General features: G+C 48.7%; 26 protein-coding genes, 1 pseudogene and 2 riboswitches. Of the genes and pseudogenes, 12 read left to right on the top strand and 15 right to left on the bottom strand.

Translation table 11 applies throughout. The features are described 5' to 3' along the window. Positions 1-256: 256 nt before the first annotated feature. Positions 257-2,311, top strand: a complete 2,055-nt coding sequence (locus tag ACM6JA_RS21975) for a methyl-accepting chemotaxis protein (protein WP_414854038.1) — start codon at positions 257-259, stop codon at positions 2,309-2,311. Between the two features lie 55 nt (positions 2,312-2,366). On the opposite strand, the gene gcvH is transcribed toward ACM6JA_RS21975, so the two are convergent. The 6 genes from gcvH to ACM6JA_RS21945 form a co-directional block, all read right to left on the bottom strand. Then, positions 2,367-2,747, bottom strand: coding sequence for a glycine cleavage system protein GcvH (gcvH, locus tag ACM6JA_RS21970; RefSeq protein WP_414854037.1), 381 nt, complete (start codon positions 2,745-2,747; stop codon positions 2,367-2,369). Between the two features lie 59 nt (positions 2,748-2,806). Further along, positions 2,807-3,259 (bottom strand): redoxin domain-containing protein, encoded by a 453-nt coding sequence (locus ACM6JA_RS21965; protein ID WP_007726362.1) that lies wholly within the window; start codon positions 3,257-3,259, stop codon positions 2,807-2,809. 33 nt (positions 3,260-3,292) lie between these two features. Beyond that, entirely contained in the window at positions 3,293-4,483 is a 1,191-nt protein-coding gene (locus tag ACM6JA_RS21960) for an aminotransferase class I/II-fold pyridoxal phosphate-dependent enzyme (protein WP_414854036.1), read from the bottom strand. Continuing rightward, the gene (locus ACM6JA_RS21955) at positions 4,480-4,845 is read right to left on the bottom strand and encodes an arsenate reductase family protein (protein ID WP_414854035.1); all 366 of its coding nucleotides are present in this window, start codon (positions 4,843-4,845) and stop codon (positions 4,480-4,482) included. The genes ACM6JA_RS21960 and ACM6JA_RS21955 overlap by 4 nt, the downstream gene beginning before the upstream one ends. Before the next feature lie 92 nt (positions 4,846-4,937). Next, positions 4,938-5,111, bottom strand: coding sequence for a hypothetical protein (locus ACM6JA_RS21950; RefSeq protein WP_414854034.1), 174 nt, complete (start codon positions 5,109-5,111; stop codon positions 4,938-4,940). A gap of 47 nt (positions 5,112-5,158) precedes the next feature. Continuing rightward, positions 5,159-5,971: a DUF2797 domain-containing protein gene (locus ACM6JA_RS21945; protein ID WP_007726354.1), complete on the bottom strand. Its 813-nt coding sequence runs from the start codon at positions 5,969-5,971 to the stop codon at positions 5,159-5,161. A gap of 141 nt (positions 5,972-6,112) precedes the next feature. Here ACM6JA_RS21945 and ACM6JA_RS21940 point away from each other — a divergent pair, with 141 nt between their 5' ends. Further along, positions 6,113-6,814, top strand: a complete 702-nt coding sequence (locus ACM6JA_RS21940) for a polysaccharide deacetylase family protein (RefSeq protein ID WP_007726352.1) — start codon at positions 6,113-6,115, stop codon at positions 6,812-6,814. A gap of 58 nt (positions 6,815-6,872) precedes the next feature. On the opposite strand, the gene ACM6JA_RS21935 is transcribed toward ACM6JA_RS21940, so the two are convergent. Next, on the bottom strand, positions 6,873-7,601 hold the full coding sequence (locus ACM6JA_RS21935) for an amino acid ABC transporter ATP-binding protein (protein WP_414854033.1): 729 nt from the start codon (positions 7,599-7,601) through the stop codon (positions 6,873-6,875). Between the two features lie 203 nt (positions 7,602-7,804). Between ACM6JA_RS21935 and sppA the strand changes: the two genes are divergently transcribed. The 6 genes and pseudogenes from sppA to ACM6JA_RS21905 all read left to right on the top strand — a co-directional run bounded on the left by sppA (position 7,805) and on the right by ACM6JA_RS21905 (position 12,605). Continuing rightward, the gene (sppA, locus tag ACM6JA_RS21930) at positions 7,805-8,770 is read left to right on the top strand and encodes a signal peptide peptidase SppA (RefSeq protein WP_414854032.1); all 966 of its coding nucleotides are present in this window, start codon (positions 7,805-7,807) and stop codon (positions 8,768-8,770) included. Between the two features lie 29 nt (positions 8,771-8,799). Then, entirely contained in the window at positions 8,800-9,291 is a 492-nt protein-coding gene (locus ACM6JA_RS21925) for an RDD family protein (RefSeq protein WP_414854031.1), read from the top strand. 117 nt (positions 9,292-9,408) lie between these two features. Beyond that, positions 9,409-10,419 (top strand): CAP-associated domain-containing protein, encoded by a 1,011-nt coding sequence (locus tag ACM6JA_RS21920; protein ID WP_414854030.1) that lies wholly within the window; start codon positions 9,409-9,411, stop codon positions 10,417-10,419. Between the two features lie 272 nt (positions 10,420-10,691). Further along, positions 10,692-11,108 (top strand): annotated as a pseudogene (locus ACM6JA_RS21915) (DUF4280 domain-containing protein); the annotation flags it as partial. 846 nt (positions 11,109-11,954) lie between these two features. Further along, complete coding sequence (locus tag ACM6JA_RS21910) at positions 11,955-12,245, top strand: hypothetical protein (protein WP_414854029.1); 291 nt, start codon at positions 11,955-11,957, stop codon at positions 12,243-12,245. 144 nt (positions 12,246-12,389) lie between these two features. Then, positions 12,390-12,605 carry a hypothetical protein gene (locus ACM6JA_RS21905; RefSeq protein ID WP_414854028.1) on the top strand — a complete coding sequence of 72 codons (216 nt, stop codon included), beginning with the start codon at positions 12,390-12,392 and terminating at the stop codon, positions 12,603-12,605. A gap of 126 nt (positions 12,606-12,731) precedes the next feature. On the opposite strand, the gene ACM6JA_RS21900 is transcribed toward ACM6JA_RS21905, so the two are convergent. The 8 genes from ACM6JA_RS21900 to ACM6JA_RS21865 all read right to left on the bottom strand — a co-directional run bounded on the left by ACM6JA_RS21900 (position 12,732) and on the right by ACM6JA_RS21865 (position 22,897). Next, positions 12,732-13,916 (bottom strand): MFS transporter, encoded by a 1,185-nt coding sequence (locus ACM6JA_RS21900; RefSeq protein WP_414854027.1) that lies wholly within the window; start codon positions 13,914-13,916, stop codon positions 12,732-12,734. Between the two features lie 28 nt (positions 13,917-13,944). Beyond that, the gene (locus tag ACM6JA_RS21895) at positions 13,945-16,029 is read right to left on the bottom strand and encodes an ABC transporter ATP-binding protein (protein WP_414854026.1); all 2,085 of its coding nucleotides are present in this window, start codon (positions 16,027-16,029) and stop codon (positions 13,945-13,947) included. Positions 16,030-16,048: 19 nt separating this feature from the next. After that, complete coding sequence (locus ACM6JA_RS21890; protein ID WP_414854025.1) at positions 16,049-17,791, bottom strand: ABC transporter ATP-binding protein; 1,743 nt, start codon at positions 17,789-17,791, stop codon at positions 16,049-16,051. Positions 17,792-17,929: 138 nt separating this feature from the next. Then, the gene (locus ACM6JA_RS21885; protein WP_007726331.1) at positions 17,930-18,502 is read right to left on the bottom strand and encodes a GNAT family N-acetyltransferase; all 573 of its coding nucleotides are present in this window, start codon (positions 18,500-18,502) and stop codon (positions 17,930-17,932) included. 98 nt (positions 18,503-18,600) lie between these two features. Further along, positions 18,601-19,641 (bottom strand): S-methyl-5-thioribose-1-phosphate isomerase, encoded by a 1,041-nt coding sequence (gene mtnA, locus ACM6JA_RS21880; RefSeq protein ID WP_106656262.1) that lies wholly within the window; start codon positions 19,639-19,641, stop codon positions 18,601-18,603. Further along, entirely contained in the window at positions 19,638-20,867 is a 1,230-nt protein-coding gene (gene mtnK, locus ACM6JA_RS21875; protein ID WP_414854024.1) for an S-methyl-5-thioribose kinase, read from the bottom strand. The genes mtnA and mtnK overlap by 4 nt, the downstream gene beginning before the upstream one ends. 135 nt (positions 20,868-21,002) lie before the next feature. Continuing rightward, a riboswitch (SAM riboswitch) is annotated at positions 21,003-21,147 on the bottom strand. A gap of 96 nt (positions 21,148-21,243) precedes the next feature. Next, positions 21,244-22,422, bottom strand: a complete 1,179-nt coding sequence (locus tag ACM6JA_RS21870) for an anti-sigma factor (RefSeq protein WP_414854023.1) — start codon at positions 22,420-22,422, stop codon at positions 21,244-21,246. After that, a complete protein-coding gene (locus tag ACM6JA_RS21865; RefSeq protein WP_414854022.1) occupies positions 22,409-22,897 on the bottom strand; it encodes a sigma-70 family RNA polymerase sigma factor in 489 nt (162 codons plus the stop codon). The genes ACM6JA_RS21870 and ACM6JA_RS21865 overlap by 14 nt, the downstream gene beginning before the upstream one ends. Before the next feature lie 172 nt (positions 22,898-23,069). Beyond that, positions 23,070-23,246: riboswitch (SAM riboswitch) on the top strand. An 87-nt stretch (positions 23,247-23,333) separates the two neighbouring features. On the opposite strand from ACM6JA_RS21865, the gene ACM6JA_RS21860 reads away from it, so the two are divergent. From ACM6JA_RS21860 to ACM6JA_RS21845, 4 genes are read left to right on the top strand one after another with little or no spacing between them, the layout of a single operon-like run. Beyond that, positions 23,334-24,548 carry a 2,3-diketo-5-methylthiopentyl-1-phosphate enolase gene (locus ACM6JA_RS21860; protein WP_414854021.1) on the top strand — a complete coding sequence of 405 codons (1,215 nt, stop codon included), beginning with the start codon at positions 23,334-23,336 and terminating at the stop codon, positions 24,546-24,548. Continuing rightward, a complete protein-coding gene (locus ACM6JA_RS21855) occupies positions 24,545-25,213 on the top strand; it encodes a 2-hydroxy-3-keto-5-methylthiopentenyl-1-phosphate phosphatase (protein WP_414854020.1) in 669 nt (222 codons plus the stop codon). The genes ACM6JA_RS21860 and ACM6JA_RS21855 overlap by 4 nt, the downstream gene beginning before the upstream one ends. Positions 25,214-25,216: 3 nt before the next feature. Continuing rightward, positions 25,217-25,873 carry a methylthioribulose 1-phosphate dehydratase gene (locus ACM6JA_RS21850; protein WP_414854019.1) on the top strand — a complete coding sequence of 219 codons (657 nt, stop codon included), beginning with the start codon at positions 25,217-25,219 and terminating at the stop codon, positions 25,871-25,873. Positions 25,874-25,886: 13 nt separating this feature from the next. Then, a complete protein-coding gene (locus tag ACM6JA_RS21845; protein ID WP_017251464.1) occupies positions 25,887-26,399 on the top strand; it encodes a 1,2-dihydroxy-3-keto-5-methylthiopentene dioxygenase in 513 nt (170 codons plus the stop codon). Positions 26,400-26,445: the final 46 nt, after the last annotated feature.

The raw sequence follows: 26,445 nt of genomic DNA, 5'->3' as shown, positions 1-26,445 counted from the left end.
GTCGAAACTTTGTCTGTATCCGCATTGTAGCCTATATACCCACTAACACTCCACCCGCAAATGCTACCAATAAATGAATCGAAGTAAGATTTGGTTTATCCATTTTACTCGATTTGCTTAGATTCTTGCAACATTTTCTGACTAGTATGAATATTTCCCCTCATTTGCCTAAATCCATCATAAAAGATAGTCTTAATCTATCCGATAATAAGGAATAATAATCATTTTAGCAAAAATTCAAAAGGAGAGCGGTTCCATGTTTCGTTTCAAAAGTCTTCGTGCTCGAACACTGACCATTACCCTTCCCGTCATTATCTTGACTCTTTTGCTCGTCGTGGGCATCGGTTTCTGGTTCTCTGTCGACCAATTGAATCGGGAAATTGAGGACAAAATGAATTTTCAACTAGATATGGTCGGCAGTAATGTGGAAAAGCAACTGGAAGCCCATAGCAAAGTAACGCTGAGTATGGCTCGCTTTATTGAAATGGGTCCTGTTACAAATTCGCTAGAGCAGTTAAATTCCCTGCTCTCCAAAACTGTTCTCATTAATGATACGACGGTCGGAATGGGAATTTTCATGGAACCTTACGCTTTTGACCCGAACAAGAAACTCGTTGCTACTTACGGGGCAAAGACTGACGGCAAGGTGAACATTACAGATGAGTACAGCAGCGACTCCTATAACTATCCAAATCAAGACTGGTACAAGGTCGGTATCTCGACCAAGAAGGAAACCGATTATTCCGAGCCGTACTTTGACGAGGTTTCCAAGGTCTCCATGGTGACGGTAGTCGCTCCTTTTTACACGCCGGATAAAAAGCTTCTGGGTATAGCCACAGACGATATTACACTCACTGACGTGGAAAAGCTCGTCTCCAGTACAAAAGTAGGCGAAACAGGCTGGGCCTTTTTGGTGGATCAAAAAGGGAGATATCTCGCTCATCCTCAAGCAGACAAGCTGATGAATCATTCCGTTCAATCTGACGATAATGCTTCCTTGGCAGCAATAGGTCCTTCTCTTCTAGAAGAGAAGTCAGGAATGAAGACGTTTAACGATGAAAACGGAATCAATCGTGTTTATTTTCAAGAGCTCGGAGATACAAACTGGACAATCGCTCTCGTCATGCCAGAAAAAGAAATTGCCGATCCGCTCTATGAATTGTTCTTTGAGCTTTGTATGGTGAGTCTGATCGGTCTGTTGATCATGGTTGCTGTCATTTATTACTTCAGCAAATACTTGACCAAACAAATCGATCGCGCCAACCTGCTGGCGCATGCACTCTCCAATGGCGATTTTACCGCTTCCATGGATATTCAGACAGCCGATGAGATGGGGGTTATGGCAAATCGCTTCAACTCCATGACGGCAACCTTGTGCGAAACGCTGGGTCAAGTCAGCTTTAACGCTCAACAGGTTGCTGCTACGTCTGAGCAATTGATGGCAAGTGCGGAACAGACGAGCAAAGCAACAGAGCAGATCGCTCAATCCGTTCAAGAAATTGCCTACGGTACTGAGCAGCAAGTGGATGCGACTGTTCAAGGCTATGAAGTCATCAACGAGATTGCCGTACACATCGAAGCGATGGAAAAAGGCATTGAGGATGTCAACCTCTCTACACAAGAAGCGAACCGCCAAGCCACAGATGGCAATCAGATGGCAGCCAAAACGGTCGAGCACATGGATGTGATCCATAGCCAGATGGCCAAGACCTCTACGATTGTCAATACACTAGGCCAACGCTCCCAAGAGATTGGAGAAATGATCTCTCTCATCACGACGATCGCCAATCAAACCAACCTGCTCGCTCTGAACGCCGCTATCGAAGCAGCTCGGGCCGGAGAACAAGGACGAGGCTTTGCCGTTGTAGCGGACGAGGTGCGCAAGCTGGCCGAACAATCCAGCTCTGCCGCCGAGCAGGTCAGTCACATCGTCACGGTGATTCAGCAGGATACAGGCTCAGCGATCGCGGCAATGAATCATGGCTCTTCTATTTTGGGAGAAGGCATGACTCTCGTTCGCTCAACAGGAAATGCATTTGAGCAAATTACTGGCTCCACGTCGGGGCTGCTCGTCCGCATGAATGAAGTGACAACAGAAATGAGCAAGATCAGTCAGCAAATGCAGACGATTGTATCCGCTATTACGCATATTACACAAATCGCAGAACAATCAGCCGGCAACTCTCAAACGGTTGCGGCAGCAGCGGAAGAACAAACCGCTTCGATGGAGGAAATCTCTTCGGCTGCAACGATGCTAGCTAAAATGGCAGAAGAGCTCAATGATGCAGTACGAACATTCAAGTTGGAGTAGTCCGTCCATAAATAAAGAAAAGCCGGAGCACAAACGCCCCGGCTTTTTTTGTTTCCTATTCTTTTACCATCGCTTCGTATTTGTCTGCATCCATCAGCTTGTCCAACTCAGCTGTATCAGACAATTCGACGACGATCATCCATGCTTGCTCGTATGGCGAAGAGTTAACCAGTTCAGGTGCGTCTTCCAGTTCGCCATTTACTTCTACTACTTTACCAGTTACAGGAGCGTACAGTTCAGAAACGGTTTTTACCGATTCCACGCTGCCAAACGGCTCATCCTGTTGGATTGTCGAGCCTACCTCAGGCAACTCGACAAACACGATGTCACCCAGCTCTGCTTGAGCAAAAGAAGTGATTCCGATGTACGCCTTGTTTCCTTCTACTCGCACCCACTCATGCTCTTCACTGTAACGTAGATTTTTCGGGAATTCCATCGTTTACATATCCTCCTATCGGGTACAATCCATTACACATACTTAATTAGACGAACATTCTAGGATTCCTCTTCGATCCCCAAAATTCTGAACAAGCGTTTTTTTACCAGTTGGAGACCCTTCTCTCCTGCCTGAAAGTGACGTAACTGAAGAGCCTCGTCAAACAAATAAAAAGCGGGGACGTATTCATTCTGGAATGCATCGACTGTCTTTCTATCATTATCGATTGCAATAGGGTGTGTCAAATGTTGTTCTGCAATCGCCTTCTTGATCATCTCGATGTCTGTATCTTTTTCCGAATGAGGCATATGAATTCCAATGACCTTCAAACCGTTAGCAGCGTATTGATCTCGCCATTCGTTTATGCTTGGCATCGATTCCTTGCACATGTAGCAACTGACGGACCAGATATGTACCAAGACAGGACTTCCAACCAAATCAGCTTTGGTTACTTGCCCGTTGATCCACTCCGTAATCCCAGAAAAGTCAGGCATTTCTTCGCGCAAACGCATGAAAGCTCATCCCCTCTTTTTTGACTTCAACTGCTACACACTTGTTTTCGTACGAAGAATCCCGGATTGATCGATGGCAGCCACAGCCTCTAACAGGATCTCTGGAGGTTGGACGAGAGCAATTCGTATATACCCTTCTCCTTCTTCGCCGAAGGCACTTCCCGGAACGACCACGACCCCGGCTTTCTCCAGTAAAGCGAAGGCGAACTCTCGTGACGTCCAGCCGTTCGGTACAGCTGCCCAGACGAACATGGTCGCCTTTGGAGATGGAATGCTCCATCCTGCCTTTGCCAATGCCCCCAGCAGCACATCACGCCGTTCTTGGTAAACGGGCGCGACTGTGTTTTTTCCACCCGATTCCCGATCCTCTCGCAAAGCCTCAATGGCCATTTGCTGTACAGGCAAAAAGACACCGTAATCGATATTGGATTTTACAATCGCAAGCGGCTTGATGATGTCTGCATTCCCTACAACGTAAGCGATCCGGCATCCTGCCATATTAAAGCTCTTGGAAAACGAATTACATTCAATTCCCACTTCCTTCGCTCCTGGCACTTGCAAAAAGCTCGGCGCTTGGTAGCCGTCAAACACCATCTCCGAATAAGCCAAATCATGAACCACGATAATGTCAAAACGCTTGGCAAAAGCCACAACCTCTTCAAAAAAGGCAAGGGTAGCAACCGCGGAAACCGGATTATTCGGATAGTTCAGAATCATAAACGTTGCACGAGCCGCTATCTCCTCTGGAATGTCTGACAGCTTTGGCAAAAATTCATTTTCTGCCCGCAGAGGCATCCGGTAAGGTACCGCTCCCGCTAAATGAACGCTGCCTTCGTAGATCGGATACCCAGGATCAGGTACGAGGACGATATCTCCAGGATCAGTCCATGCCAAAGCAAAGTGAGCCAAACCATCCTGGGACCCCATCAAGGAATGAACCTCCCCATCTGGCACTAGCTCCACCCCAAAACGATATTGATACCAGCGGGCGACCTCTTCTCGGAAGGCCGCCGTTCCATCGCTCAACGGATAGCGAAAAGCAGTTGGTTGCTGAATGGCATGGATTAACGTTTGCAGTAGCCTCTCGTCAGGCTGCTGATCAGGGCTGCCGATGCTCAAGTCGTATACCGTTCTTGTTTTGGCAACCTCCCTTTTTCGAGCCTCCATCTCTGAAAAAATATCGGCGGAAAGATGGTTCAGTCTTTTGGAAGGTTGGCGCATCATGCCTTCCCTCCCCAAGCCTTCTCCAGCTCTTCTACTTTGAAACCAAGGGTTACGGTTTGATCGCTTGCGATAAGAGGCCGTTTGATCAGTTTGCCATTGGAAGCCAACAGCTCAAGCATTTCATCCTCTGACATCGTAGGAAGCTTGTCCTTCAAGCCCAGCTCGCGGTAATGAACACCGCTCACATTGAAAAACTTGTGTAAATCGAGTCCACTTGTCTGCCAAATTTGGCGCAGCTCTTCTTTGGACGGCGGTGCATCCACAATCGGAATTTCTTCGAAGCCAATATTTTGATCCGTGAGCCATTTTTTCGCTTTGCGGCATGTATCGCATTTGTTGTATAGGTAGGCTTTCATCGTCATAATCATTTCCTCGCTTTTTCGTTTCTGACAAAAACGACAGCCGTCCCTCTCTTCTGGCTGTCGTCATACGTTTGCTTCTCATCTGGAATCCGTTATTCGGTGCGCTCGCTCTTTGCATCATCTTCTTCATTCGACTGGTCAGGATTTACCTGCCACATTTGCGAAAGCGGCGAGAAGGGCACCCCTAGTTGCTTGGCATTCTGGTCTTCCACAGCCTCAGCCAGTGTCCCGGTTAACGGCATGGTGTACTCAATGTGCTCATCCATCTGCCCATCCTCCTTCACTTTTCCTAGTGTGAGGAGTTTGCACGTCATTATGCAGATGGTTTTGCTTTGATCTCAACTTGATAGCCAGCGTGCTTTCTCGTCTGGAATACACCATTTTCAAAAATCAAATACTGTGCTTTCACACCAATCAATCGCCCGCCGAGCTGTTCTTCTTTATCGAGCGTTTTGGAATTAATCTTATCCAGCGACTCCAAGATCGGATAAGCAATATCTACCCATTCGTCCTCACGATATTGGAATGCTTTAAACTGTTCAGGAAAATGACCGTACACTTCGTCACGCATGGCGAGCAAGTCGATTTCCTTCACATCTCCCTTAAGCATTTTGCGCCAGTTGGTCTTGTCTGGCAAAAACTGACTCAAGTGGAATTCAAGCTCCCCAGCCATCCGACGAGTGGGTAGCTCCGCAATCGGAATCGCGCGAATTGCCCCTTGATCCACCCAACGTCTCAATTCATTATGCTTGCGAGTCAATCCTACCTTTATATCACTCGACACTGCCAGATAGACAAAATGAGGAATCATGCAATATCTCTCGCCGAAGCTCTCGTCCCGGCAAGTCCCCAAGTCAAAATGACATTCATGCGGCTTGACGATGCACAAGTCATTTTCCGGCAGTTTGGTAAAACAGGGATAGCAATACCCGCTGTTAAACGTCTTGTTTGTTTTGCGGCCACAGGCAATGCAATTTTTTTCGCCTAAAAACGAAATCGTCAATTCACTGCCCAGCCATTCATTAAGCGGAAGGCGATCTTCACCGATATTCAAATAGTAGTCTACCGGCTTGTCCCCTCCATGGTACTCGTGTGTTAGTCCTTGCAAAATACCGCGGAGTTCCACCAAACTCTCTCCTCTCCTATGTACGGTTCTTCCATTTTAACATAACCGCCACCTACTCTGACCGCTGTTTTCTTTTGGTAGCATGTTTTCCCTAGCAGGAGGTGAACCTAATCACATCCCAGAAGAAGGAGGCGATTGTTCATGCGCAAATGCATACGATACGCCTTGCTTTTCGCCTGCCTTCTTGGCTATGGCACCCTACCTGCTTTTGCCCAGCAAACACTGCCTTCGTATGAGCCGATCCACAGAATCGACACAGAGAAAAAGGTCGTCGCTCTCACTTTTGATGATGGGCCGGATGCTATCTATACGCCCAAAATTCTTGAGGTGCTGCATCAGTACAACGTTCGCGCTACGTTTTTTGTCCTTGGCTCCCAAGTGGACAAGCACCCAAAGGTCATGCAGTGGATTTACAAGGCTGGGCATGAAATCGGCAACCACGGCTACCACCATTTTGATCTGAACAAGCTGACCGAGCATGAAGTGTACGAAGAAATCAAGCATGCAGAACGCTCCATTTTGAAGACGACCGGCATTTTGGCGCAATACTACCGTCCACCCTACGGCATCCTGACACATGACGTCATGAATGCGGTTCAATCCAGTGGCTACGACATCATTCACTGGTCGATTGATCCTCGTGATTGGTCTTTGGCACGCACAGCTAACGTCATTGCCAAAAGCGTCAAGAGCAATGTCTCCTCCGGGGATATCATCCTGTTTCATGATGGGGGTCTAAACCAACGGCAAACAGTCGCTGCACTCCGGGAGCTCATTACGGATTTGCGTTCGCAGGGCTATCGATTTGTCACGGTCAGTCAATTGTTGGATGCAGCAAAATAATACGGCACCAGTGCCTCGTTTTCCTGAAGCGAAACGAAGCAACTGGTGCCCTTCTTTTTTACGCCAATACCTTGCCCAAGAACGAACGCAAGCGATCGTTAACGTTATTGCCAAAAACCTCACTGGGATGACCTTCTGCCATGATGATACCTTGATCCATAAAAATGATTCGGTCGCCCACTTCCTTGGCAAAATTCATTTCGTGCGTCACGATCACCATTGTCATGCCTTCTTTGGCCAAATTTTTGATGACGGCAAGCACCTCTCCCACCAGCTCCGGGTCTAGGGCGGATGTCGGCTCATCAAACAGCATGACCTTTGGATTCATGGCGAGCGCCCTTGCGATTGCCACTCGTTGCATCTGCCCGCCTGACAGCCGCTCGGGATACACATCAGCCTTATCCTGGAGCCCTACTTTCTGCAAGAGAGACAAGCCTTGCTTGCGGGCTTCTTCCTGGGATATTTTCTTCACTTTTACAGGAGCCAGCATGACGTTTTCCAGCACCGTTTTATGCGGAAAGAGATTAAAGCGCTGAAAGACCATCCCGACCTCTTCTCTGACTTTATTCATATCGGTCTTGGGGTCTGACAAATCATGTCCGTTGATGACAATCTTTCCGCTGCTCATTTCCTCCAGCTGATTCAAGCAACGTAAAAACGTGCTCTTGCCCGAGCCGGACGGACCAATGACACAGACTACTTCCTTTTCTGCTACCTGAGTCGTAATGCCCTTCAACACTTTCAGATCGCCGTAGTTCTTCGTCAAATCCGACACCTGTATAATCATTTGTCTGTCCCCCTATTACGATAAAACAAGCTTGTCGTTCTTGTGATTTCATTTTACCGCAATAGTCAAAAGATTGCATGAATTTACTGTTCAGCCTTTGGTTGTCATCCTCGTAAACGATCACATCAATCCCATTTTTTCCAGTGCTCGTCTCATGCGTAACTCTGCCCTCGACGGCTCATGCTAAGTGTGAGGTGGTTTTCATGCATCGAAAAAAATGGGTCGCGCTCGTAATCGTACTGGTCGTTTTTCTCTTAGGGCTTTTGGTGGAGGGTATTTACGGGACTTATACAGATCTCGTCGACCATCCTGGGTTTGCTTGGGAAGAAAATGTGGTATCGGGCTATGGCAACAGCAAAATTGTGCAGCTGTTTGTGAACGGCGTTATTTCGGGGCAACAAAATAGCGCTGGGCTGCCTTCGATGACGGAGCTATTGACTGAACAGCTACGCCGAATTGAAGAGGATGAGCTGGTGAAAGCCGTGGTCCTTCGTATTGATAGTCCAGGTGGAGAGGTCGTCGCTACCGATGAATTACACAGACGCTTGCTACGGCTCAAGCAGGTTCGCAATCTTCCCATTGTCGTCAGCATGGGTTCCACAGCAGCCTCAGGCGGCTATTACTTGGCCACAACAGGCGATGCGATTTTTGCCAATCCCAACACACTGACCGGCAGTCTCGGCGTGATTTTCAACCTGTTTAACTATAGTGAAGCTGCGAACAAGCTGGGTTTGCATCAATACGCGATCAAAAGCGGGCGCTTCAAGGACATCGGCAGTCCATCCCGGCCACTGACGGACCCAGAACGGCACATTTTCCAAACACTCGTCAACGAAAGCTACAACAATTTCGTCGACGTCATCGTCAAAGGCCGCAACCTCTCCCGTCAACGCGTGCTGGAAATCGCTGACGGCCGTGTCTATTCCGGTGAGCAAGCAAAACGCCTGGGGCTAATCGATGAATTCGGTGATTTGGAGGAAGCGACACGTTACGCTCTCTCTTTGTCTGGAGAAAATGAAGCCATGGTCATACGCTATGCAGACCAGCTCTCCATCAGCAAGCTGTTATTCAGTATGAAGCAGTACTGGTCGAATCCTGATCCGCTTGGTCTCAATCGAATATGGGACCGCCAAAGTTCACCTCGTCTACTGTATCAGTTCATGCCCTAGCCTGTTAAAAAGGAAAGGAGTGGCTTCTCATGAACCAGCTTCCCGACGATGGAAAAACGCATGATCCTGTATCCCATGAGCCCTATCCAGAAGCCTATCCACAGCATTCGTATGCAGGCTTCTGGATTCGTGTCGTAGCATCGCTCCTTGATTCGATGTTCTTGATCGGGATTAGCTACCTCGTTTTCAATCCGTTACGGCGCGTTTTTTCCGTTCCTTACGCCTCTTTTCACTTCATCGATTTGGTAGAGGCGTTGTTTGATCTCCTCTATATGATCTTGCTGACCTGGTGGACCGGACAAACCTTGGGAAAGCTGATCACAGGCATCCGTGTCATCAGTGCCAGACAGGCGCGAGGCAATCTGTCAGGCGGACAGGTATTATTACGAGAAGTCATCGGCAAATTCGTCGCTTCCCTCGTATTCGGTCTGGGCTATCTATGGGTTGCATGGCACCCACGTAAGCAAGGCTGGCATGATCTGATCGCAAAAACGTACGTCATCCGGGATCGTCGACCATAACCTCCGCTTTATAGCGGGGGTTTTATTTTTGCATCGTTGGTCCCTATTTTTGTAGCCGCTTCCTGCCGATACCATTACCAACAAGGCAGATCCTATCCCAACCGAGGAGGAAGATACATGCGTAAACAGAAAGTAACCAGCATCCTCGCCCTGAGCCTTTCGCTGGCTCTGCTCGGCCACGTTGCCCCTGTCCTTCCTGTTTCAGCTGCATCTGCTGTCCCTCAAGCAGCAGCCATTAAAACGAATAACGTCTATAACCTTCAGCTAGGAATGAGCACAGCACAGGTAGAACAAACAGTAGGCAAGCCTGCCCGCATTGATCCTAGTCATACGGGCGTGGAATGGTGGATTTACAATCAAGATTTGAACAACTATATTCAAGTCGGTATGCAAAACGGTAAAGTCGTGACATTGTTTACCAATGGAGCCAAACTGAATCTAAATGGCATCACGATTGGCTCTACGACAAAAGACCTACAAAATAGCTGGGGTTCACCGCAAGACACGCTGACGATCATCCCAAGTCTGCGTATCCAAAAAAATAACCTTACTCATCCGACCTATATCCAAAACAATCAGGCAATTACCTTCTCTATCGATCAGCTGGGTGGAAATAAGGTCGCAGGAGTGCGCATTTCTACTCCTGAGCATTTTGCCACCATTGCGATTGGCTTAATGTATCCCATTTCCTATTCGAAATTACCGGAACTGCCGAAACTGACAGACGCACAGATGAAGCAGGCAACGCTCGCATACGAGAAACAAAATTTGGACTTGCTCAACGTGGCAAGGCAACGTGCCAAGCTGCCTGTTATCACTTGGGATGAACAAGTTGCAGCAGTAGCCAGAGCACACAGCCAAGACATGGGCCAGAATAACTTTTTCAACCATACCTCCCCATCTACGGGAAGTCCGTTTGATCGTTTGAAGCAAGCCGGCATTCGTTACAGCTCAGCTGGTGAAAATATTGCCTACGGACAGCTAGACGGGATCGAAGCCCACATGAGCTGGATGAACTCCGCAGGCCATCGTCAAAACTTGCTCAGTCCAAAATTCAAGCAACTCGGTGTCGGTATCGTTATGAAAGACGGCCGACCGTATTTCACGCAAAATTTTGTTACTCGCTAAGTTTTGCGTAACTGATTCAAAAGACGACCCTGTTCTCACATTTTGGGGATAGGGTCGTCTTTTGTATGTTCCATCCAGAAATTATATCCAAGTACCTATCGATACATAGTACATTCAAGACTTTCCATCTATTGTTCGTGACCACTTCACATCCGATATCTCAATGTATGGACATTATTCCCTTTATTTATATAGATTGGATATCAGTCATTCATCTTTCAACACACGCATCTTCCATCTGTATAGGAATCTGCCTGAGAGGAGGAGACTGCATGCCCAATATTGAAGATATCACCGTCCAGAAGTCGAATGCGGAGCGCAAGAGTTACGTGGTTGTTGGTGCCATTCTATCATGTAGCAACGGCAGTAAGGTAAGTCGGTTAAAAATGCCGTTCAGTCATGGTGTTTTTGTAAAAGGAAAGCCGCAAATGAACATCATGGATTTTGTTCCCAATGTAAACATCATGCCTTTCGGAAAATGCAGTAGCTTAAAAAATCCCGTAGTCGCTTCTGCCACAGCAGCCAACAATGGTGTACTTACACCTATGCCGTGCACACCTCTGACGACAATGCCATGGATCGATGGCAAAGCGGACAAAGTGGTCGGAGACTATCCGGCATTGCTGAACAAATCAACCAATATGTGCTTCCATTGTGGACTGATCAAGATTGAAGATGATGGGCAGGATTTGAGTGGTGTGACGATAGGAGTTCAGTCGCTGGCACAAAGCATGCCCTCAGAACCCAGTTTTGGACAAGGACCTGCTTGCGAGAAGCCACAGGAAAAGCCAACAATGTGGGATAACTTCGTGAAAGGAATCTCCAAGTTGGGAGACGTTCCTGCTGCGATGCAAAAGGCGACAATTGAGCTGCCAAGCGCTTTGGAGAAAGCCGCAAATTATTTGCCGAAAGGTTTGCAAAAGGCGGCAGAGGATTTGCCCAAGGGTGTTGGAGTATTTGTAGGGGAAGGCTATATCGAGCCAATGCAAGAGGACATCGATACGTTGCGGGATGATACTATCAATATCGCAGATGGAATTGCAATCGGTGGACTTGCCTTGCAAGCACTTACCTTGGGGAGAAGTAAAAACATAAAGGATTTAATCGATGCGGCAAGGAAAGGAAAGAAAGTACAGCGTAATATTCAACAAAATTTATACCGCCGAACCTCAAACACTGGAGAATTCAAAGACCTGTCTGAACCCATGCAATTAAGGCACGTTGAAAAAGTTGCAGAAGATGCAGGTATTGGATTAAAAGGAATTAAAATAGAAATAAATCGAGACGCTGAATTAGTTGGTAAGGACTTGTATGGGTGGGCTGACCCAAAAGGAAACAGGATAATATTATACCCTGATGCTTTTAGCAATAAGGAAAATTTAGTTAAAACATTAGGACACGAGAGAATTCATATTTACCAAACAAAAACTTTCGGGAAGCCCCAAGACCATGAAATGTTACTTGAGTTTGAAAAAGGGGCATATGGTTCAGAAGACTCATGGTGGGAGTATTATAAACGAAAGAGGAGATAGCAATTGAGTAACTCACAATTTAAGGATTGGATTAAGCTAACCACTATCATCGCTGAGATTGACCAAGAAGTTCCTGAAATTGAATGCCCTAATTGCCATCAATTAGAAATTGATTATCAATATGTCGGAGATTTAAAATCCAGAGCAGGATTTTTAGATATCTGGTGTAATTCTTGTCTGCACGGCATTCATTTATCTCGAACAAAAGCACCCGAAAATGTTAGCTTGCTTTCGTTTGATGCTGCTGAAGAATACAAAAAGAAAGTGCCTAAGTTTACTCCAATTGAACCATAATGAAAGATGTTTGGGTACTTTCACTTTGATGAGACTATCCGGTATTGGATAAAATCTGAGGTAAGAAATTAATATTTATTCATCCGAATCGAATCAATCGCATTTTTTCTAAAGAAAAAGGTACAGTCTCCTCATCTTTTGTGAGTGACTGTACCTTTTTCAGATCAACCGGTCTTTTTTTGTAGCCTCTTTGTCAGTTGCTATGGCTGCGACGTTACATTTGTAGTTGCAGGCGCAGGTGCAGACGGTGTCGGAGTCTGGCCGTCATCCGAGAAAAACGGGATGATTACCAGACTGAGCACGAAAAATAAAATCCAGGCAATGCCTCTTCTGAAAATGCACGGTGTCAGCATTGGGTAACCCCTTCCAATCATGCTGTTCTACTTACTATTCATACGCTTCCCTCCTTGATGCCCGTTTATGCTTTTTTGGGCAAAAAAATAAAAGCCTCGCCAAAAGCTTGGCGAAGCTTATCCATCATTGTTTTTACCCCTGTTTTTGCAACGGCATCGAATATGTCTGTTCTTGGGTTGCTTTTTGTTTGAAAAACAGACAAGCTGCTGCGAAAACAATGAGCAGCGATCCCATCAGCCAAAAGATCGTCCATGGCTCCCACACGTCCATCAGCAGGCCATTCACATTCGGAGCCAAAATACTGGCGACACCAAAATTGACACCCGCAATAATTCCTGCGGTAGGAACCATCGATGCTGGTAAAATATCTGCCGAAAAAGCCAATCCCAGCGAGTAAAAGGAACCGACTGCCGCTCCTGCAATGGCCAACAGCAGCATCATCAGCCATACGTTTTCACCTGCAAACGGGAACAGGAAGAAGGCCAATCCCCCTACAAGGGCACACACGAGCATGACCTGCTTGCGTCCTATACGGTCACTCAATGCCCCCAGCGGCATCTGCAAGATAATACTTCCCACGACAAACGACGGAAGGATCAAGGAAACCCATTCAACGGACAAGCCGGTACGCAAGGCATAAACGGGAAAACTGCCATTGAGTGACGTCTCCATGAATCCGAACAAAAACGAAGGAATCAGCGCCAGCCAGGCAAGTCGCAAAACAAATGCATACTTGTTTTGCTTCTTTTCCGTTTGTTCGATTTGTGCAGGGAACTCATTTTTGATTCGGGATAATAATAAAAAGGCAATCAGATACAGAACGAGCAAGCCGCCAAAAGGTACCCAAATCCCCAAATGCAGCACGCTTAAGCCTAATGGACCAATACTAAAGCCCACACCATATGCCAGCCCGTAAATGGAAAGATCGCGTCCACGATTCTCGGGAGCTGCGATCTTAGTCACCCACATTTGGCTGGCGTAATGTAAACCGCTATCGCCCACACCCATCAGTAAACGTAATACGAACCAGACCGCCAAATGGCTGAACATCGGGATGAGCGCTGTTGCGATCGTCACCAACAGCAGCCCCCATAATATTGTGGCTCGGTATCCAATGCGCCGCAGTGGGATTTCCAAAAATGGATTGACCATGACCATCCCAATATACAAGGCAGCGGCGTTGAGTCCGTTCATCACGGATGAAACACCTTGTTTTTCCAATAAAACCGTCAGCATCGGGATCGTCAAGCCTTGGCTTAACCCCGCAATGCCAACAACCAAAATCAACACCCAAAAGGTGTAACGTGACTGTGACATGGTGTTGTTTCTCCTTCCTAGCTCCCTACTAAGCACTCTCTACGGAAGCACTCCCCTGTTGAAGCTGATACATTTTTTGATAAAGACCATTTTGCGCCATGAGTTCATCATGTGTACCTCGCTCCATGATTTCCCCACGGGACAAAACAAGAATTTGGTCGGCGTGCTGAATCGTCGACAATCGATGTGCAATGATGAATGTCGTCCTACCTTTTGATAGTACATGCAACGCTTCCTGAATAGCTAGCTCTGTTTCACTGTCAATGCTTGCCGTTGCTTCATCCAAGATCAGCATCGCGGGATCAGCAGCCAATGCCCGAGCAAAAGAGATCAGTTGGCGTTGGCCTGCGGATAGCGTCATGCCTCGCTCGACGACTGGCTCGTCATACTCACCCGGCAGCTTGGAAATGAATTCATCAGCACGTACAGCTTTTGCAGCCCGCTTCACTTCTTCATCCGTAATCGTATCATTGTACATACGAATATTGAATCCAATACTTCCTGTAAACAAGAACGGGTCCTGCAAAACGAGTCCAACATGACTACGCAATGAGTGCGTATCAATTTCTCTCATATCTTTCCTGTCGATCAAAATGCTACCTTTCGTCACCGGATAGAACCCGAGCAGCAAATTCATCAAAGAGCTTTTTCCCGATCCGGTGTGTCCTACCAATGCAATCGTCTGACCAGGCTGCGCCGTAAAGGAGACGTTTTTCAAGACGTAATCGTCACCTTGATAAGCAAAAGATACGTTCTCAAAAACAACCTCACCACGCGGGCGCTCGATTTGTGCACCCGTTTCTTTCTTCTCCGTGGTCTCATCCATAATTTCGAAGACACGCCCCGCCGAAATGGTCGCCTGCTGCATTTGTGACAACCGATTCATGATCATGTTGATCGGTTCGAAAAAACGCCCCATGTAATCGACAAAAGCAAAAAGCGCACCGAAGGAAATCGCGCTGTGGAAGGAAGTCGAGCCGTAATACCAGACGATCAGGGTCAAGGAAACTTTCCAGATCAAGTCTACCGCTGGGCGCAAAAGCAAGGATTCCAGATTGATCTCTTTCATCCGCACCTTGAAGTAGACTTCGTTTACATCAGCAAACTCCTTTTGTACGCCCTTCTCCCGACGAAAAACTTGCACGATCGTCATGTTCTGGATCATTTCATTAATCGTTGTGTTCATATCACCGAGCTTCGCGCGAATCACCGCATAGTAGCGAGAGCTGTACTTTTGATACACGTAGACTAACAGTACGAGCACTGGCACCGTCAAAAAGCAGAAGAGGGCGAGCTCAGGCTGCAAGATGTAGAGCGCGATCAAGATTCCAATCAAATAAAGAGCGTTCTGTACAAATGTGGCGAGCACACTTACATACAGCTCACGGATGGCTTCTGTATCATTGCTCACACGGGAGACGAGCGCACCTACTGGCGTTTTGTCAAAAAAGGCAACCGGGAGCTTTTGCAAATGGATAAACAGCTTCATCCGCATTTGCTGAATGATGCGCTGAGCGATCTTTTGCAGCCACAAAATCTGCACGTAGTTGAAACCAGCTGAGAGCAAGATCAGTGCTCCATAACCTACAGACAGCCAGACAATGGGCAGGACATCCCCTTGATACATCGCCTTGACTTCCTCTGCCGTCAGCCGAATGCCTGTGGAGGTCGTCTTTTGACCTGATTGATCCTTAGTTGTTACCTCGAAGCGTTCCCTGCCGTTTTCTGGCGCAATCGGGGTGAACTGCTTCTGCGTGTTTGGATTCACCTTGCCGGAAACCAAGTAATAGGTCGTGCCTTCTGTCAGCACGGTTACTTCTTTTTGATTGATACTGTCCAAAGCAAGACCCGTCTTTGCTGCAACATCTTCACGAATATAGTTCGTACTGTTCAGCGAGGCGACTTGCCCCGCTGCTTGTGGTGGCACTTCGTCCAGTTGATACCAAGGCTTCTGGATCGCCAGGATGTGATTATCAATCATGACCTTGGCTAAAAAAGGACCCGCCAACTCTGCACTCGTCCCCAGCAAGAGCAGGAACAGCGCGCCTAATATTTGCTTCTGAAATGGTCTGGCGTACTCGGTCAAACGCCCCCATACATTTTCTTTGCTCATGAAACGCTTTCCCCCTCTCTCAACCAGCCACATCCTGTTCCATTTGCTGACGACGGTACTGCTCTGCATACCAGCCGTTGTGTTGCATCAGCTCGTCATGTGTCCCCCGCTCGACGATCTGCCCTTCATCCAGCACGAGAATCAGTTGTGCATGCTGGACGGCAGACAGACGATGAGCGGTAATAATCGTCGTTTTATCCGCGCGCTCCTGCCTCAGATGACGAAGGATGCTCTCCTCTGTCCGCGCGTCCACAGCCGATAAAGAATCGTCGAGAATCAGGATACCCGCATCCATCAAAAGTGCGCGTGCAATGGAAATGCGCTGTTTTTGTCCCCCCGAGAGGGTGACGCCCTTCTCTCCAACCATGGTTTGCAATCCATCTCTGAATTGCTCCAGATCTCTCTTCATCTCCGCAAGCTCCAACGCATGCATCACGTCCTCGGTCGTCGCTTGTGGTTTCCCGAATGTAACATTTTCTGCAATCGTCCGTGAGAACAGCAAATGCTCCTGAGGCACATAGCCGATTTTTTCCCGTAGCGCATCGAAAGCAAGTCCTTCGATCGGGATGCCCCCGATAAAGAGGACTTGTTCCTTCATCTGATATTGATGCAATAAAGCACGGCACAACGTCGACTTGCCGCTTCCCGTCCTTCCGACAATCCCAAGCGTCTCTCCTTCACCCAAACGAAACGAGATATCGGTGAGTGCCGGCTTGTCAGTGCCCGGATACGCAAAGGAAAAATGGCGTGCTTCTACGGTATTGGCGATTTGGCTCGTGACCGGATCCGCTGCCTCCGTCACATCTGGCTGCTCCACCATTAGCTCTGTAAAACGCTTGTGAGAAGCACCACCGCGTTGCAATACATTGACCAGCCAACCAAAGGCGAACATCGGCCAAATTAAAAGTCCCAAGTATAAATTGAACGCAACCAAATCCCCTAAGGAGATAGCGCTAGTGAACACCAAATACGTCCCATAGCCGAGCCCGATCAAAAAGCTGAAGCCAATAATAATCGCGATCGTCGGCTCGAACAGGGCGTCTATCCGCGAAACGCTCACATTTCTCTCCAACGTTTTTTCACTGACTTGGCGATATGCCTCGATATCGGCCTTTTCCTGAACAAATGCTCTCAATACCCGAACGCCTGACACAGATTGTTGGACATGATCATTCATCTCTCCAAAGGCTTCCTGCGCCAAGTAAAAACGCTCATGCAGCAACTTTCCATAGTACGCCGTTGACCAAGCCAAAAACGGCATCGGGATCAGCGCAGCCAGCGTCAGCTTCCAATCAATCGCGGTCACCATGACGCCCAGCGTTAACAAGGTCATGAACAGCGCATCGACAAGCGTAAGCACCCCTGTACTAGCAGTTTGTTCAATAGCAGGAATGTCGTTGGTAGCGACGGCCATCAGATCCCCACTGCGTTTGCGATGAAAAAACGACGGGGTCATTCTAGTCAAATGGGCAAACAGTCGCTCACGCAACGTCCTCTCCAGTATCAAGGCTCCCCCATTTAACAAGTACCGCCAGAGAAACCTCAATCCATACAAGCTAATACCCAAAACGAGCAAGATGACCACTGTTTGCGTCAAGTCAGCGTCCGTCAGGGAACTGTTACGAATCGAATCCACCGTGTCCCCAATTAATTTCGGCGGCCAAAGCATGAGGACATCGATGATAAACAGCACAGAGATTCCAATGACGTACCGTTTCCAATAGGCACGAAAAAACCAAGATAATTGCCGAAGTGTCTGCATGTAAATCACCTCTATTTATTTAAACCTAACAGCACGACTAAAAAAGGGCTTGCGAATCACACGCAGCCCTCTTGATCTGTCTTCACCATCGTAATTTACAGAATTTTCATTGTCAATCGAAGCATACAGTTCAATCTACTATTTTTTATCGGTTTTCCAGTCAAGCCATTCCTCTTTTAGCAAGCTGTAAGTGGCATGATCCACGTAATGATCGTAAAGGAATTCATTCCGGCGTAGTATCCCCTCCAGTTGAAACCCTAATCGTTCCGGAATCGATCTGCTCTTGTAGTTTTCCGTAGCAGCCTGAATCGTTACTTTTTCCAAATCCCATGACCCGAAGATCAATACGTCCAAGTAGGTCGCCACTGCTTCCGTCATTAGGCCCTTACCCTGAAATTGCGCACCCAGCCAATAGCCAATGGACGTCTTTTTGTTGATCCAATCCACCGTATGTACGCCGACTGTACCAGCCAGACGTCCTTGGTACCAAATACCGTAGTTGATGCCGCGATTATCATTGTACTGATGGATCGTCGCTTGGATGAATTGGCGCGAATCCTCTTCCTTCTTCGTATAATTCAGCCACGGCAGCCATTCCATAAGATTCTCCCGGTTCGAATCCGTAAGCAAAAATAACTCCTCAGCATCGGCTAATTCTAATTGTTTCAAGTACGTATCTTCATTGATTGCTATCCGTTGAATCGGTTGCATACGTATCTCCCCTTTTTTGGATATTTTACTGGAAAACGCCAAAATGAGCAAAAAGCGTCCGCCAGCAACAACAGGGCGAACGCTTATAAACCATTCTTTTATTTTTTGCTATTGCCGATCTCTTCCGGCTTGAAAATGCCTGTCTCCGTGACGATCGCTGTAATGTACTTCGCCGGCGTTACATCGAACGCAGGATTGTACACCTTGATATCGTCTGGAGCTACCTGTTTGCCCAAGCCATGGGTAATTTCCTCGGCTGGACGCTCTTCAATCGGAATATCTGCGCCTGTCGGTGTCTCCAGATCGACAGAGGACAAGGGAGCTGCCACGTAAAAAGGAATGCCGTGAGCTTTTGCCAATACCGCTACCCCATACGTACCGATTTTGTTGGCGACATCGCCATTCGCTGCTACGCGGTCTGTACCCACGATGACAGCCTCTACTTTCCCTTGCGACATAACCATCGCCGCCATGTTGTCGCAGATCAGCGTCACATCAATCCCTGCTTGCTGCAATTCGAATGCAGTAAGACGAGCGCCTTGCAGGACAGGACGGGTTTCGTCTGCGTACACCTTCAGATTCCAACCGCGTTCCTTTGCCAAATAAAATGGAGCGGTAGCCGTACCGTACGCTGCTGTAGCCAATGCCCCTGGATTACAGTGCGTGAGAATTCCCATACCGTCATGCAACAGAGTGAGCAAATGCTCTCCGATGGTCCGGCATACCTCAGCGTCTTCCTTTTGAATCGCCAGTGCTTCATCGAGCACTGCCGCCTTCAACTCGGCAATCGAAGCTCCGCTTTCTTTTTCAACACGAGCTTTGATGCGATCCAACGCCCAGAACAGATTCACGGCTGTCGGACGGGAAGAGCCCAGGTAATCTGCCTGCTGGTTCAGTTCCTGCCAAAACTCGTCGTAGTTACTCGCTTCACTGCCACGAATACCTAGGTAGAGCCCGTAAGCTGCTGCCATGCCAATCGCCGGTGCGCCACGCACTTCCAAGCGACGGATAGAACCCCATACTTGCTCGGAGGTAGTCAAGTTCAAATAGATCGTTTCTACGGGCAGACGCGTCTGGTCAAGCAAGACCAATGCATCATTCTCCCATTTAACAGGTGCCAATTGAGTGCTGGTTGTCATACTGTTGTAGCCTCCTGATAGTAACGTTCGGTCACAGTGCGTACGATGTCCGTGATATCTGTCGATTCGTCTATGCCGCCGCGACCGAGAATCAGCGCTTCTCCAATCGAGAGAGCCAGACGCTCTGCTTCTGCGCGAGTCTGGTCGTCTTCAATGGCATTCAGGTCCGCTACGCCTGCCAAGCCGATGACACGGCGCAAGATTTTGCATCCGGCATAGCCTGCTGTATCCTGAATCACGCGCTTCACGTAGCTTTGCCACAGTCCTTCGACATGGGCGCTGCGCTCTTTGGCGTGCTTGTGCCAGAGCTGAACGAATTGCGAAACGAATTCATTCCAGACATCCTCGACCGTTTCCAGTAAGTATTCGCGGTACGCTTCCCGTTCTCCTTGATCTTTTTGCAAACCGTGCTGTCCTGCGTAGTTGAGCAATAGATTGGCAATGACCGCCCCGATGTCAAAACCGATTGGGCCGTAGAAAGCGAACTCTGGATCGATTGCTTTCAAGCTGTTTTCCGTGATGAAAATACTTCCAGTATGCAGGTCACCATGCAGCAGCGCTTCCGAGCGCGTAAGGAAATCGTATTTCAGCTTGGCGATTTCCAGCTTCAGCGGCCTGTTGTTCCAGATCGCCTCGACTTCCCGGCGAATCAACGGGTTGAAGTCGTTGGTAGGCGCATTTTCATATGGATCGGTAAAGACGAGGTCTTCTGTGATTTTGCATAATTCTGGATTTATGAATGTTCCGACTAGCGCTTTTTTATCGTACGGATGCGCGCCCAGATCGGATGTGAAGAACAAGGTTTGCGCGAGAAAACGACCAATTTGCTTCGCGAATAGCGGGTACCGCTTTCCTTCGATCAGACCTTTGCGAATGATGATGTGGTCCCCGACGTTTTCCATGACAGTCAACGCAAGCTCCCCGTCGAAATGATACACCTGCGGCACTAAGTCTGGAACGTATTTGTGCTGAAGGCGGAGTGCCTCGCTCTCGATGCGAGCCCGATCAATTGTAAGCGGCCAAGATTCTCCCACGACACGGGCAAAAGGCAGTGCTTGCTTGACAATGACGCTCTTACCGGATGCTGGCTCCTGAATGTCAAAAACCAGATTAAGGTTGCCATCCCCGATTTCGCGGCTGGTCAGCTCTGCTCCTTCACTAAAAAGACCCGGTATTCCTTTTACGTACTCCACTGCTTCCTGTTCAGTCAATGCGCGATATGCCATGATTCCAAAACTCCCCTCTGCGTATTTTTCCTCTATCTCTACTTGTTTTGTTTGAGTACCTGGAGCAAAAAAAAGACCTCTTTTCCCGAAGAAAAGAGGTCGCTGTCGTCACGTGTAAGAACCGTGTTGATGTCCCCCTTATCTTCCAGACTACTTTTGTTTCTGCAGGAATTAGCACCGTGCATGTCGCCTGTCAATCATTCGCTACTCGCGTCTGAATGGCGTCATGTCGGTTGCCGGGTATCATCGGGCCAGTCCCTCCACCTTCTCTGGATAAGGTATCCAAAACGTATTCGGTTTTTGATTTAGTTTGAATCATACAACCAACGCTTCCACGATGTCAACACCCTTTTGTGCAAAAATTCGCACCTTGTTACTAGTAAGTATAATGTGCTCCCGATGCCGCAGGCTGCTCCCAATTCCACCAGTCTACCTTGCCTAGAAGCGCTGCTGTTATCGACTTTTCGGCCTTGAGCTTTAACAGTTCTTTCGTAGGTCCGGTTAGGACAGCGCCGTAGATACGAACTCCGTTTTGCTGCATGTAGTTGTATCGTTCTGTAATTTGCGGATCGCTACGAAATAACAAGAATCTGCCGATATCGCGAGTCAAACCTTCTTGCTCGGACAAGTACTTCATTTCGTTCAGATAAGTCGCCATCCGCCTATCCCCTTCCCCGTTTACAAGAATAGGTCCACCATAATTCAGCTCCCTTTCTGCAAAACCCCATACTTTTCCGGGACCTACCATCAACTGTCCCTCTTCACTCTCTTTGGTCTCGACCCCTGTGTCTACTGCAAACCAAACCGTATCTTGTCCCGAAGAGGCAACATGGCGGGAAACCAGTTCATAGTACTCCTCGTACGTCAGGAAGTGATCGAAGGAAATCGCAAGCTGCGAAACCGTTCCCTCGGGCAGCTTCTCCATCGTTGTCCAGGCAGGTGAAGTGCGAAAGTCCGTATTCTCCATTGCCCCCTCTGTTGGATAACGGAAATACAGCTTCTGTTCCCTGACCCCATTCGGCCATTTCGGCCCAGCGTTTACGTTCCACAGCACATTTGTGCTTTCAAAGCGGCCAGCGTTCTTTTCTTCCGCTCCAACCCTCTCACGCAACTCCATGCTGATATTGCCGTATAGCAATCCCACCTGCGAGCCACTCCCGCCTACACTGACACCTGGCTGCGTAAAATTGACCATCGACTTCGCAACGCGGAACAGATCTTCATGCATCAGTGACCCAACCCAGCCATTCAGAATCAGCAATACAACTCCGGCCAAAAAGGGAAGCCCTATGGTGAATCCAGCGTTGGACAACCGATTTTTCCATTTCCCCCGGCGAACAATGGCGCGCTGTTTTTCAGCCGACAGCGTTTCAGGCTGTTTTGTTTTCGCGTTATCCTCTCCCGTTTCTTCCCCCAGCAAAAGCCTCTCCAACCGCTGTGCGTATTCCTCGTCAGCGGCTATTTCCTCTTCGAATTGTTTCGAATCTTCTACCGCCATTTCCCCCCGCAAATAAGCAAGCAGCCTTTGCTCGCGATTATTCTCATCCTTGTTCATCCCAGCTTTCCTCCCTCCACAACTGCCGCATCTTTTGTCGTCCCCGAAACAAGGAACGTTTGACATCTGCCAGCTCGGTCCCGAGTACCTCTGCCATTTCCGCGTAGGAAAACTGCATGGCAGACAACAAAATGACCTGTCTTTGCTTTTCCGGAAGTCTCTCCAAATAGTCATGGGCCGCTTCCCACAGCTCCTTGTTCACGACATGCTCTGCCGGATCAACCGCCGAATGATCACGTCGTTCTGGCAGGGCTGCCACAAACGCAAACTGTTGTTTCGTCTTCTTGCGATAACCGTCCACGAAAGCGTGATAGGCCACCTTGAACAGCCAGGGCCGTACTTTTTCCCCACGGTAGTCGTCCAAGGAAGTGAAGGCGCGACAAAAGGTTTCCTGTGTCAGATCCTCTGCCAGCCTCTCATCTCGTGTCAGCCGGAAAAGATAGCGGTAAATATCGTTTACATGCAGCTGGTACACATCCTCCAGACCTACTTTCCCAAGCCGTTCACACCCCTTCATCCCTTACCACGAAGGAATTGCCAAAAAGTTTCACCTTCGTCTCATTTTTCTGATAACCTGCTGCACATTCTCTGCAAAAACAAGGATTGACTCCTGACAATGAACGTCATATCATGGGGGAAACGAATAACTCTTATCGCGAGCTGGCTGAGGGACTGGCCCTATGATGCCCGGCAACCGGCGCTATACCATAAATCGTACGCTGATGATGCGTACCTTGGATAGCGAAACGGTGCTAATTCCAACGGATAAGAGTCGAGATCGAGCATCTTTGGCTTGTCTCGGCTACTGACCCGAGAGATGAGAGGAGACGAGACGCTTTCATAGTCGACAACCGCCTCCCCGCCTCAATGGGGAGGCTTTTTTAATTTATACAAGGAGGATTAGACGTAGCATGAGTGAACAACGTATCCTCGTCACCTATCTCACACAAGCAAAAGACTTGAACAAGAAAGCGCAAGCCATTGCTGTCGGCATGACTGTCGGTTCCTGGACGGACCTGCCGCTTGCCAAACAAGCTGAGTTAGCCCCGTATCTTGGTGAAGCCGTGAGCGCGACGCCACTAGAGACACTAGAAAACGGAGAAACACGCGGTCTGATTACCGTCAGCTATCCGACTCGCAATTTTACAGCAGACATTCCATCCTTGTTGACCGGAATATTCGGCAAACTGTCGATGGATGGCAAAATCAAGCTCGTCGACATCGTTTTCCCTGACTCATTCCTTCAGGCTTTTCCTGGACCGAAGTTCGGCATAGATGGTCTGCGCGAACGTTTAGGGGCACATAACCGTCCGCTCTTGATGAGCATTTTCAAATCATGCCTAGGCCTTCCTTTCGACGACCTGAAAACGCAATTCCGGGCACAAGCCTTGGGCGGAGTCGATCTGGTGAAAGATGACGAAATCTTCTTTGCAGATGAGCGCGCTCCTTTTATCGAACGGATCAAAGCGTTCAAGCAGATCGCTCAGGAGACAGAAGCCGAAACAGGCAAGCCAGTCCTCTATGCAGCCAACCTGACTGGACCTGTGCATGAGCTGAACGAAAAAGCGAAACGTGCGGTAGATGCGGGTGCTGACTGCCTCTTGTTCAATGTGCTGGCCTTTGGCTTCGATGCCCTGCACCGTTTGGCAGCCGATACTGATGTACACGTACCGATCATGGCGCATCCAGCATTGGCAGGCGCTTACTATCCATCACCTGACTACGGTATCGCCACCCCGCTTCTGCTCGGAACGTTGATGCGCGTAGCTGGTGCAGATTTGGTGCTCTTCCCATCTCCATATGGTAACGTCGCCCTGGACAAGACAGAAGCGTTGCAGCTCGCCAAGCATTTGACCGACCCACTGAATGGTGTACGCCGTTCCTTCCCAGTTCCGTCTGCCGGCATTCATCCAGGGTTAGTTCCACAGCTGTATCAAGACTTCGGTTTAGATCAAATCGTCAATGCAGGAGGCGGAATTCACGGTCATCCCGGTGGAGCAACCGCAGGAGCGAAAGCATTCGTTGCAGCGATTGGGGCAGTCACCGCAGGCCGAACATTGGAAGAAGCTGCCGCGGAATCACAAGAGCTGGCGATCGCCTTGGAAAAGTGGGGTGGCGCACGATGAGCAAGAAGCTCGTCCTGTTCTGCGATTTCGACGGAACGATTACTGAAAAGGACAACATTGTAGCGATTGTCCGCAAGTTTGCTCCCCCTGAGTGGGAAGCACTGACGGAGCAAATCCTTTCACAAAAAATAAGCGTTCAGGAAGGGGTAGGCAAGCTGTTTCAACTCTTGCCCTCCTCCTTGCGACAGGACATTATTGATTTCATTGTCCAAGAAGCGACAATTCGCCCGGGATTTGCTGAATTCGTGAGCTATTGCCGTGAAGAAGGCATCGAGCTGTTGATCACGAGTGGCGGCATCGACTTTTTCCTGGAGCCTATCCTGGCACCTTTCGATCTCTCCGATGTTCCGATCTATTGCAACGGCAGTGATTTCAGCGGAGAACGGATCACCATTACGTGGCCTAACGCTTGCGACGAGCATTGCACAAACGGCTGCGGCATGTGCAAGACGACAATCATCCGCCGTTACGATCCAGCAACCCATTTCCGTATCGTCATCGGCGACTCCATCACTGATTTGGCTGGAGCCAAAATCGCTGACTATGTGATTGCCCGTCACTTCCTTGCTGACAAGGCGGAAGAGCTGCAATTGCCGCATAGCAAGTTTGCCACATTCCACGACGTGATTCGCATTTTACAGCAAGTCCAACAGGAGGTTGTCTAACTCATGACCGCAACACTCGAACAACGTCTGGATGCCTTTCGCCGTCTGGATGACGCCAAGCTGACATTTGCCCGCCGGGACTGGTTTCCCGGCACTAGTGGCAATCTCTCCATTAAGATACAAAACGATCCCTTGCAATTTGCCGTAACGGCAAGCGGCAAAGACAAAACCAAGCTGTCCCCTGAAGATTATCTGGTCGTGGACCAAGACTCGCGTCCGGTGGATGTAACTACGCTCAAACCTTCTGCTGAAACGCTCATCCACGCCGTCGTCTACAAAACGTTTCCAAAGGCGGGTGCTTGCTTCCACGTCCATACCGTGTGGAACAATCTCATTTCCGAGCTGTACTTTGGACAACGAGCCTTCTCCATTCAAGGACAAGAGCTGATCAAGGGACTCGGAATCTGGGAAGAAAACGCGCGCATTACTGTTCCGATTGTTGAGAACTTTGCCGATATTCCGACCTTGGCTGCCGCTATTGAAAAAGTAATCACACCAGAAGTTCCCGGCGTACTCATCCGTAACCACGGTATCTACACGTGGGGCGGCAATGACTTCGAGGCCAAGCGACACCTGGAAGCTTTTGAATTCCTATTCGAGTATCACGCCCGCTGGCTGCAATTGCGCCAAGCAGTCGTGTCCACTACAACCACCAATTAAGGAGGAATAAACGATGGCACAAATTCGTTTTCACGACAACAATGAGTACATCTCAGCACCCGAGGAAGTTGTCTCCTTCCTGGACACCCAAGAGATCATTTACGAAAAATGGGGCGTGGATCGCCTTGATCCGAAGCACCGTGATAACTACAGCCCGACAGACGAGGAAAAACAAGAGATTCTCGACACCTTCAAGCCGGAAATCGATGCGATCAGCCAACGTCGCGGTTACTTGACAGCGGACATTATCGTCCTCTCTGACAAAACGCCTAACCTCGACGAGCTGCTGGTGAAATTCAAGGGCGAGCATCACCATACCGACGATGAGTGCCGCTTCTGCGTCGATGGTCACGGTATTTTCGCCATCAAAGGCAAAGATGATCGCTACTTCGACGTCGAGCTGGAGCCAGGCGATCTGATCTCCGTACCACCGAACTACCGCCACTACTTCACCCTGATGGACGACCGCAAAATCAAAGCGATTCGCCTGTTCGTCACTCCTGCAGGCTGGGAAGCGATCTATTAATAACGAACCCCTTGGCATTTATTGATTGCCAGGGGGTTTTGTCTTT

It is taken from the genome of Brevibacillus sp. IT-7CA2, assembly GCF_949767855.1.
Classification (GTDB): Bacteria; Bacillota; Bacilli; order Brevibacillales; family Brevibacillaceae; genus Brevibacillus.
Note: the sequence above shows the minus strand (reverse complement) of the source record. Positions and strands in the feature narration are given on the sequence as shown.

Coding starts and splice junctions, on each gene's coding strand:
- ACM6JA_RS21975 (WP_414854038.1), top strand. CDS start 257: ATGTTTCGTTTCAAAAGTCTTCGTGCTCGAACACTGACCATTACCCTT.
- ACM6JA_RS21950 (WP_414854034.1), bottom strand. CDS start 5,111: ATGGATGAGCACATTGAGTACACCATGCCGTTAACCGGGACACTGGCT.
- ACM6JA_RS21860 (WP_414854021.1), top strand. CDS start 23,334: ATGAGTGAACAACGTATCCTCGTCACCTATCTCACACAAGCAAAAGAC.
- sppA (WP_414854032.1), top strand. CDS start 7,805: ATGCATCGAAAAAAATGGGTCGCGCTCGTAATCGTACTGGTCGTTTTT.
- ACM6JA_RS21965 (WP_007726362.1), bottom strand. CDS start 3,259: ATGCGTTTGCGCGAAGAAATGCCTGACTTTTCTGGGATTACGGAGTGG.
- ACM6JA_RS21940 (WP_007726352.1), top strand. CDS start 6,113: ATGCGCAAATGCATACGATACGCCTTGCTTTTCGCCTGCCTTCTTGGC.
- mtnA (WP_106656262.1), bottom strand. CDS start 19,641: ATGACAACCAGCACTCAATTGGCACCTGTTAAATGGGAGAATGATGCA.
- mtnK (WP_414854024.1), bottom strand. CDS start 20,867: ATGGCATATCGCGCATTGACTGAACAGGAAGCAGTGGAGTACGTAAAA.
- ACM6JA_RS21855 (WP_414854020.1), top strand. CDS start 24,545: ATGAGCAAGAAGCTCGTCCTGTTCTGCGATTTCGACGGAACGATTACT.
- ACM6JA_RS21890 (WP_414854025.1), bottom strand. CDS start 17,791: ATGCAGACACTTCGGCAATTATCTTGGTTTTTTCGTGCCTATTGGAAA.
- ACM6JA_RS21845 (WP_017251464.1), top strand. CDS start 25,887: ATGGCACAAATTCGTTTTCACGACAACAATGAGTACATCTCAGCACCC.
- ACM6JA_RS21925 (WP_414854031.1), top strand. CDS start 8,800: ATGAACCAGCTTCCCGACGATGGAAAAACGCATGATCCTGTATCCCAT.
- ACM6JA_RS21935 (WP_414854033.1), bottom strand. CDS start 7,601: ATGATTATACAGGTGTCGGATTTGACGAAGAACTACGGCGATCTGAAA.
- ACM6JA_RS21850 (WP_414854019.1), top strand. CDS start 25,217: ATGACCGCAACACTCGAACAACGTCTGGATGCCTTTCGCCGTCTGGAT.
- ACM6JA_RS21960 (WP_414854036.1), bottom strand. CDS start 4,483: ATGATGCGCCAACCTTCCAAAAGACTGAACCATCTTTCCGCCGATATT.
- ACM6JA_RS21955 (WP_414854035.1), bottom strand. CDS start 4,845: ATGACGATGAAAGCCTACCTATACAACAAATGCGATACATGCCGCAAA.
- ACM6JA_RS21885 (WP_007726331.1), bottom strand. CDS start 18,502: ATGCAACCGATTCAACGGATAGCAATCAATGAAGATACGTACTTGAAA.
- ACM6JA_RS21920 (WP_414854030.1), top strand. CDS start 9,409: ATGCGTAAACAGAAAGTAACCAGCATCCTCGCCCTGAGCCTTTCGCTG.
- ACM6JA_RS21870 (WP_414854023.1), bottom strand. CDS start 22,422: ATGAACAAGGATGAGAATAATCGCGAGCAAAGGCTGCTTGCTTATTTG.
- ACM6JA_RS21900 (WP_414854027.1), bottom strand. CDS start 13,916: ATGTCACAGTCACGTTACACCTTTTGGGTGTTGATTTTGGTTGTTGGC.
- gcvH (WP_414854037.1), bottom strand. CDS start 2,747: ATGGAATTCCCGAAAAATCTACGTTACAGTGAAGAGCATGAGTGGGTG.
- ACM6JA_RS21895 (WP_414854026.1), bottom strand. CDS start 16,029: ATGAGCAAAGAAAATGTATGGGGGCGTTTGACCGAGTACGCCAGACCA.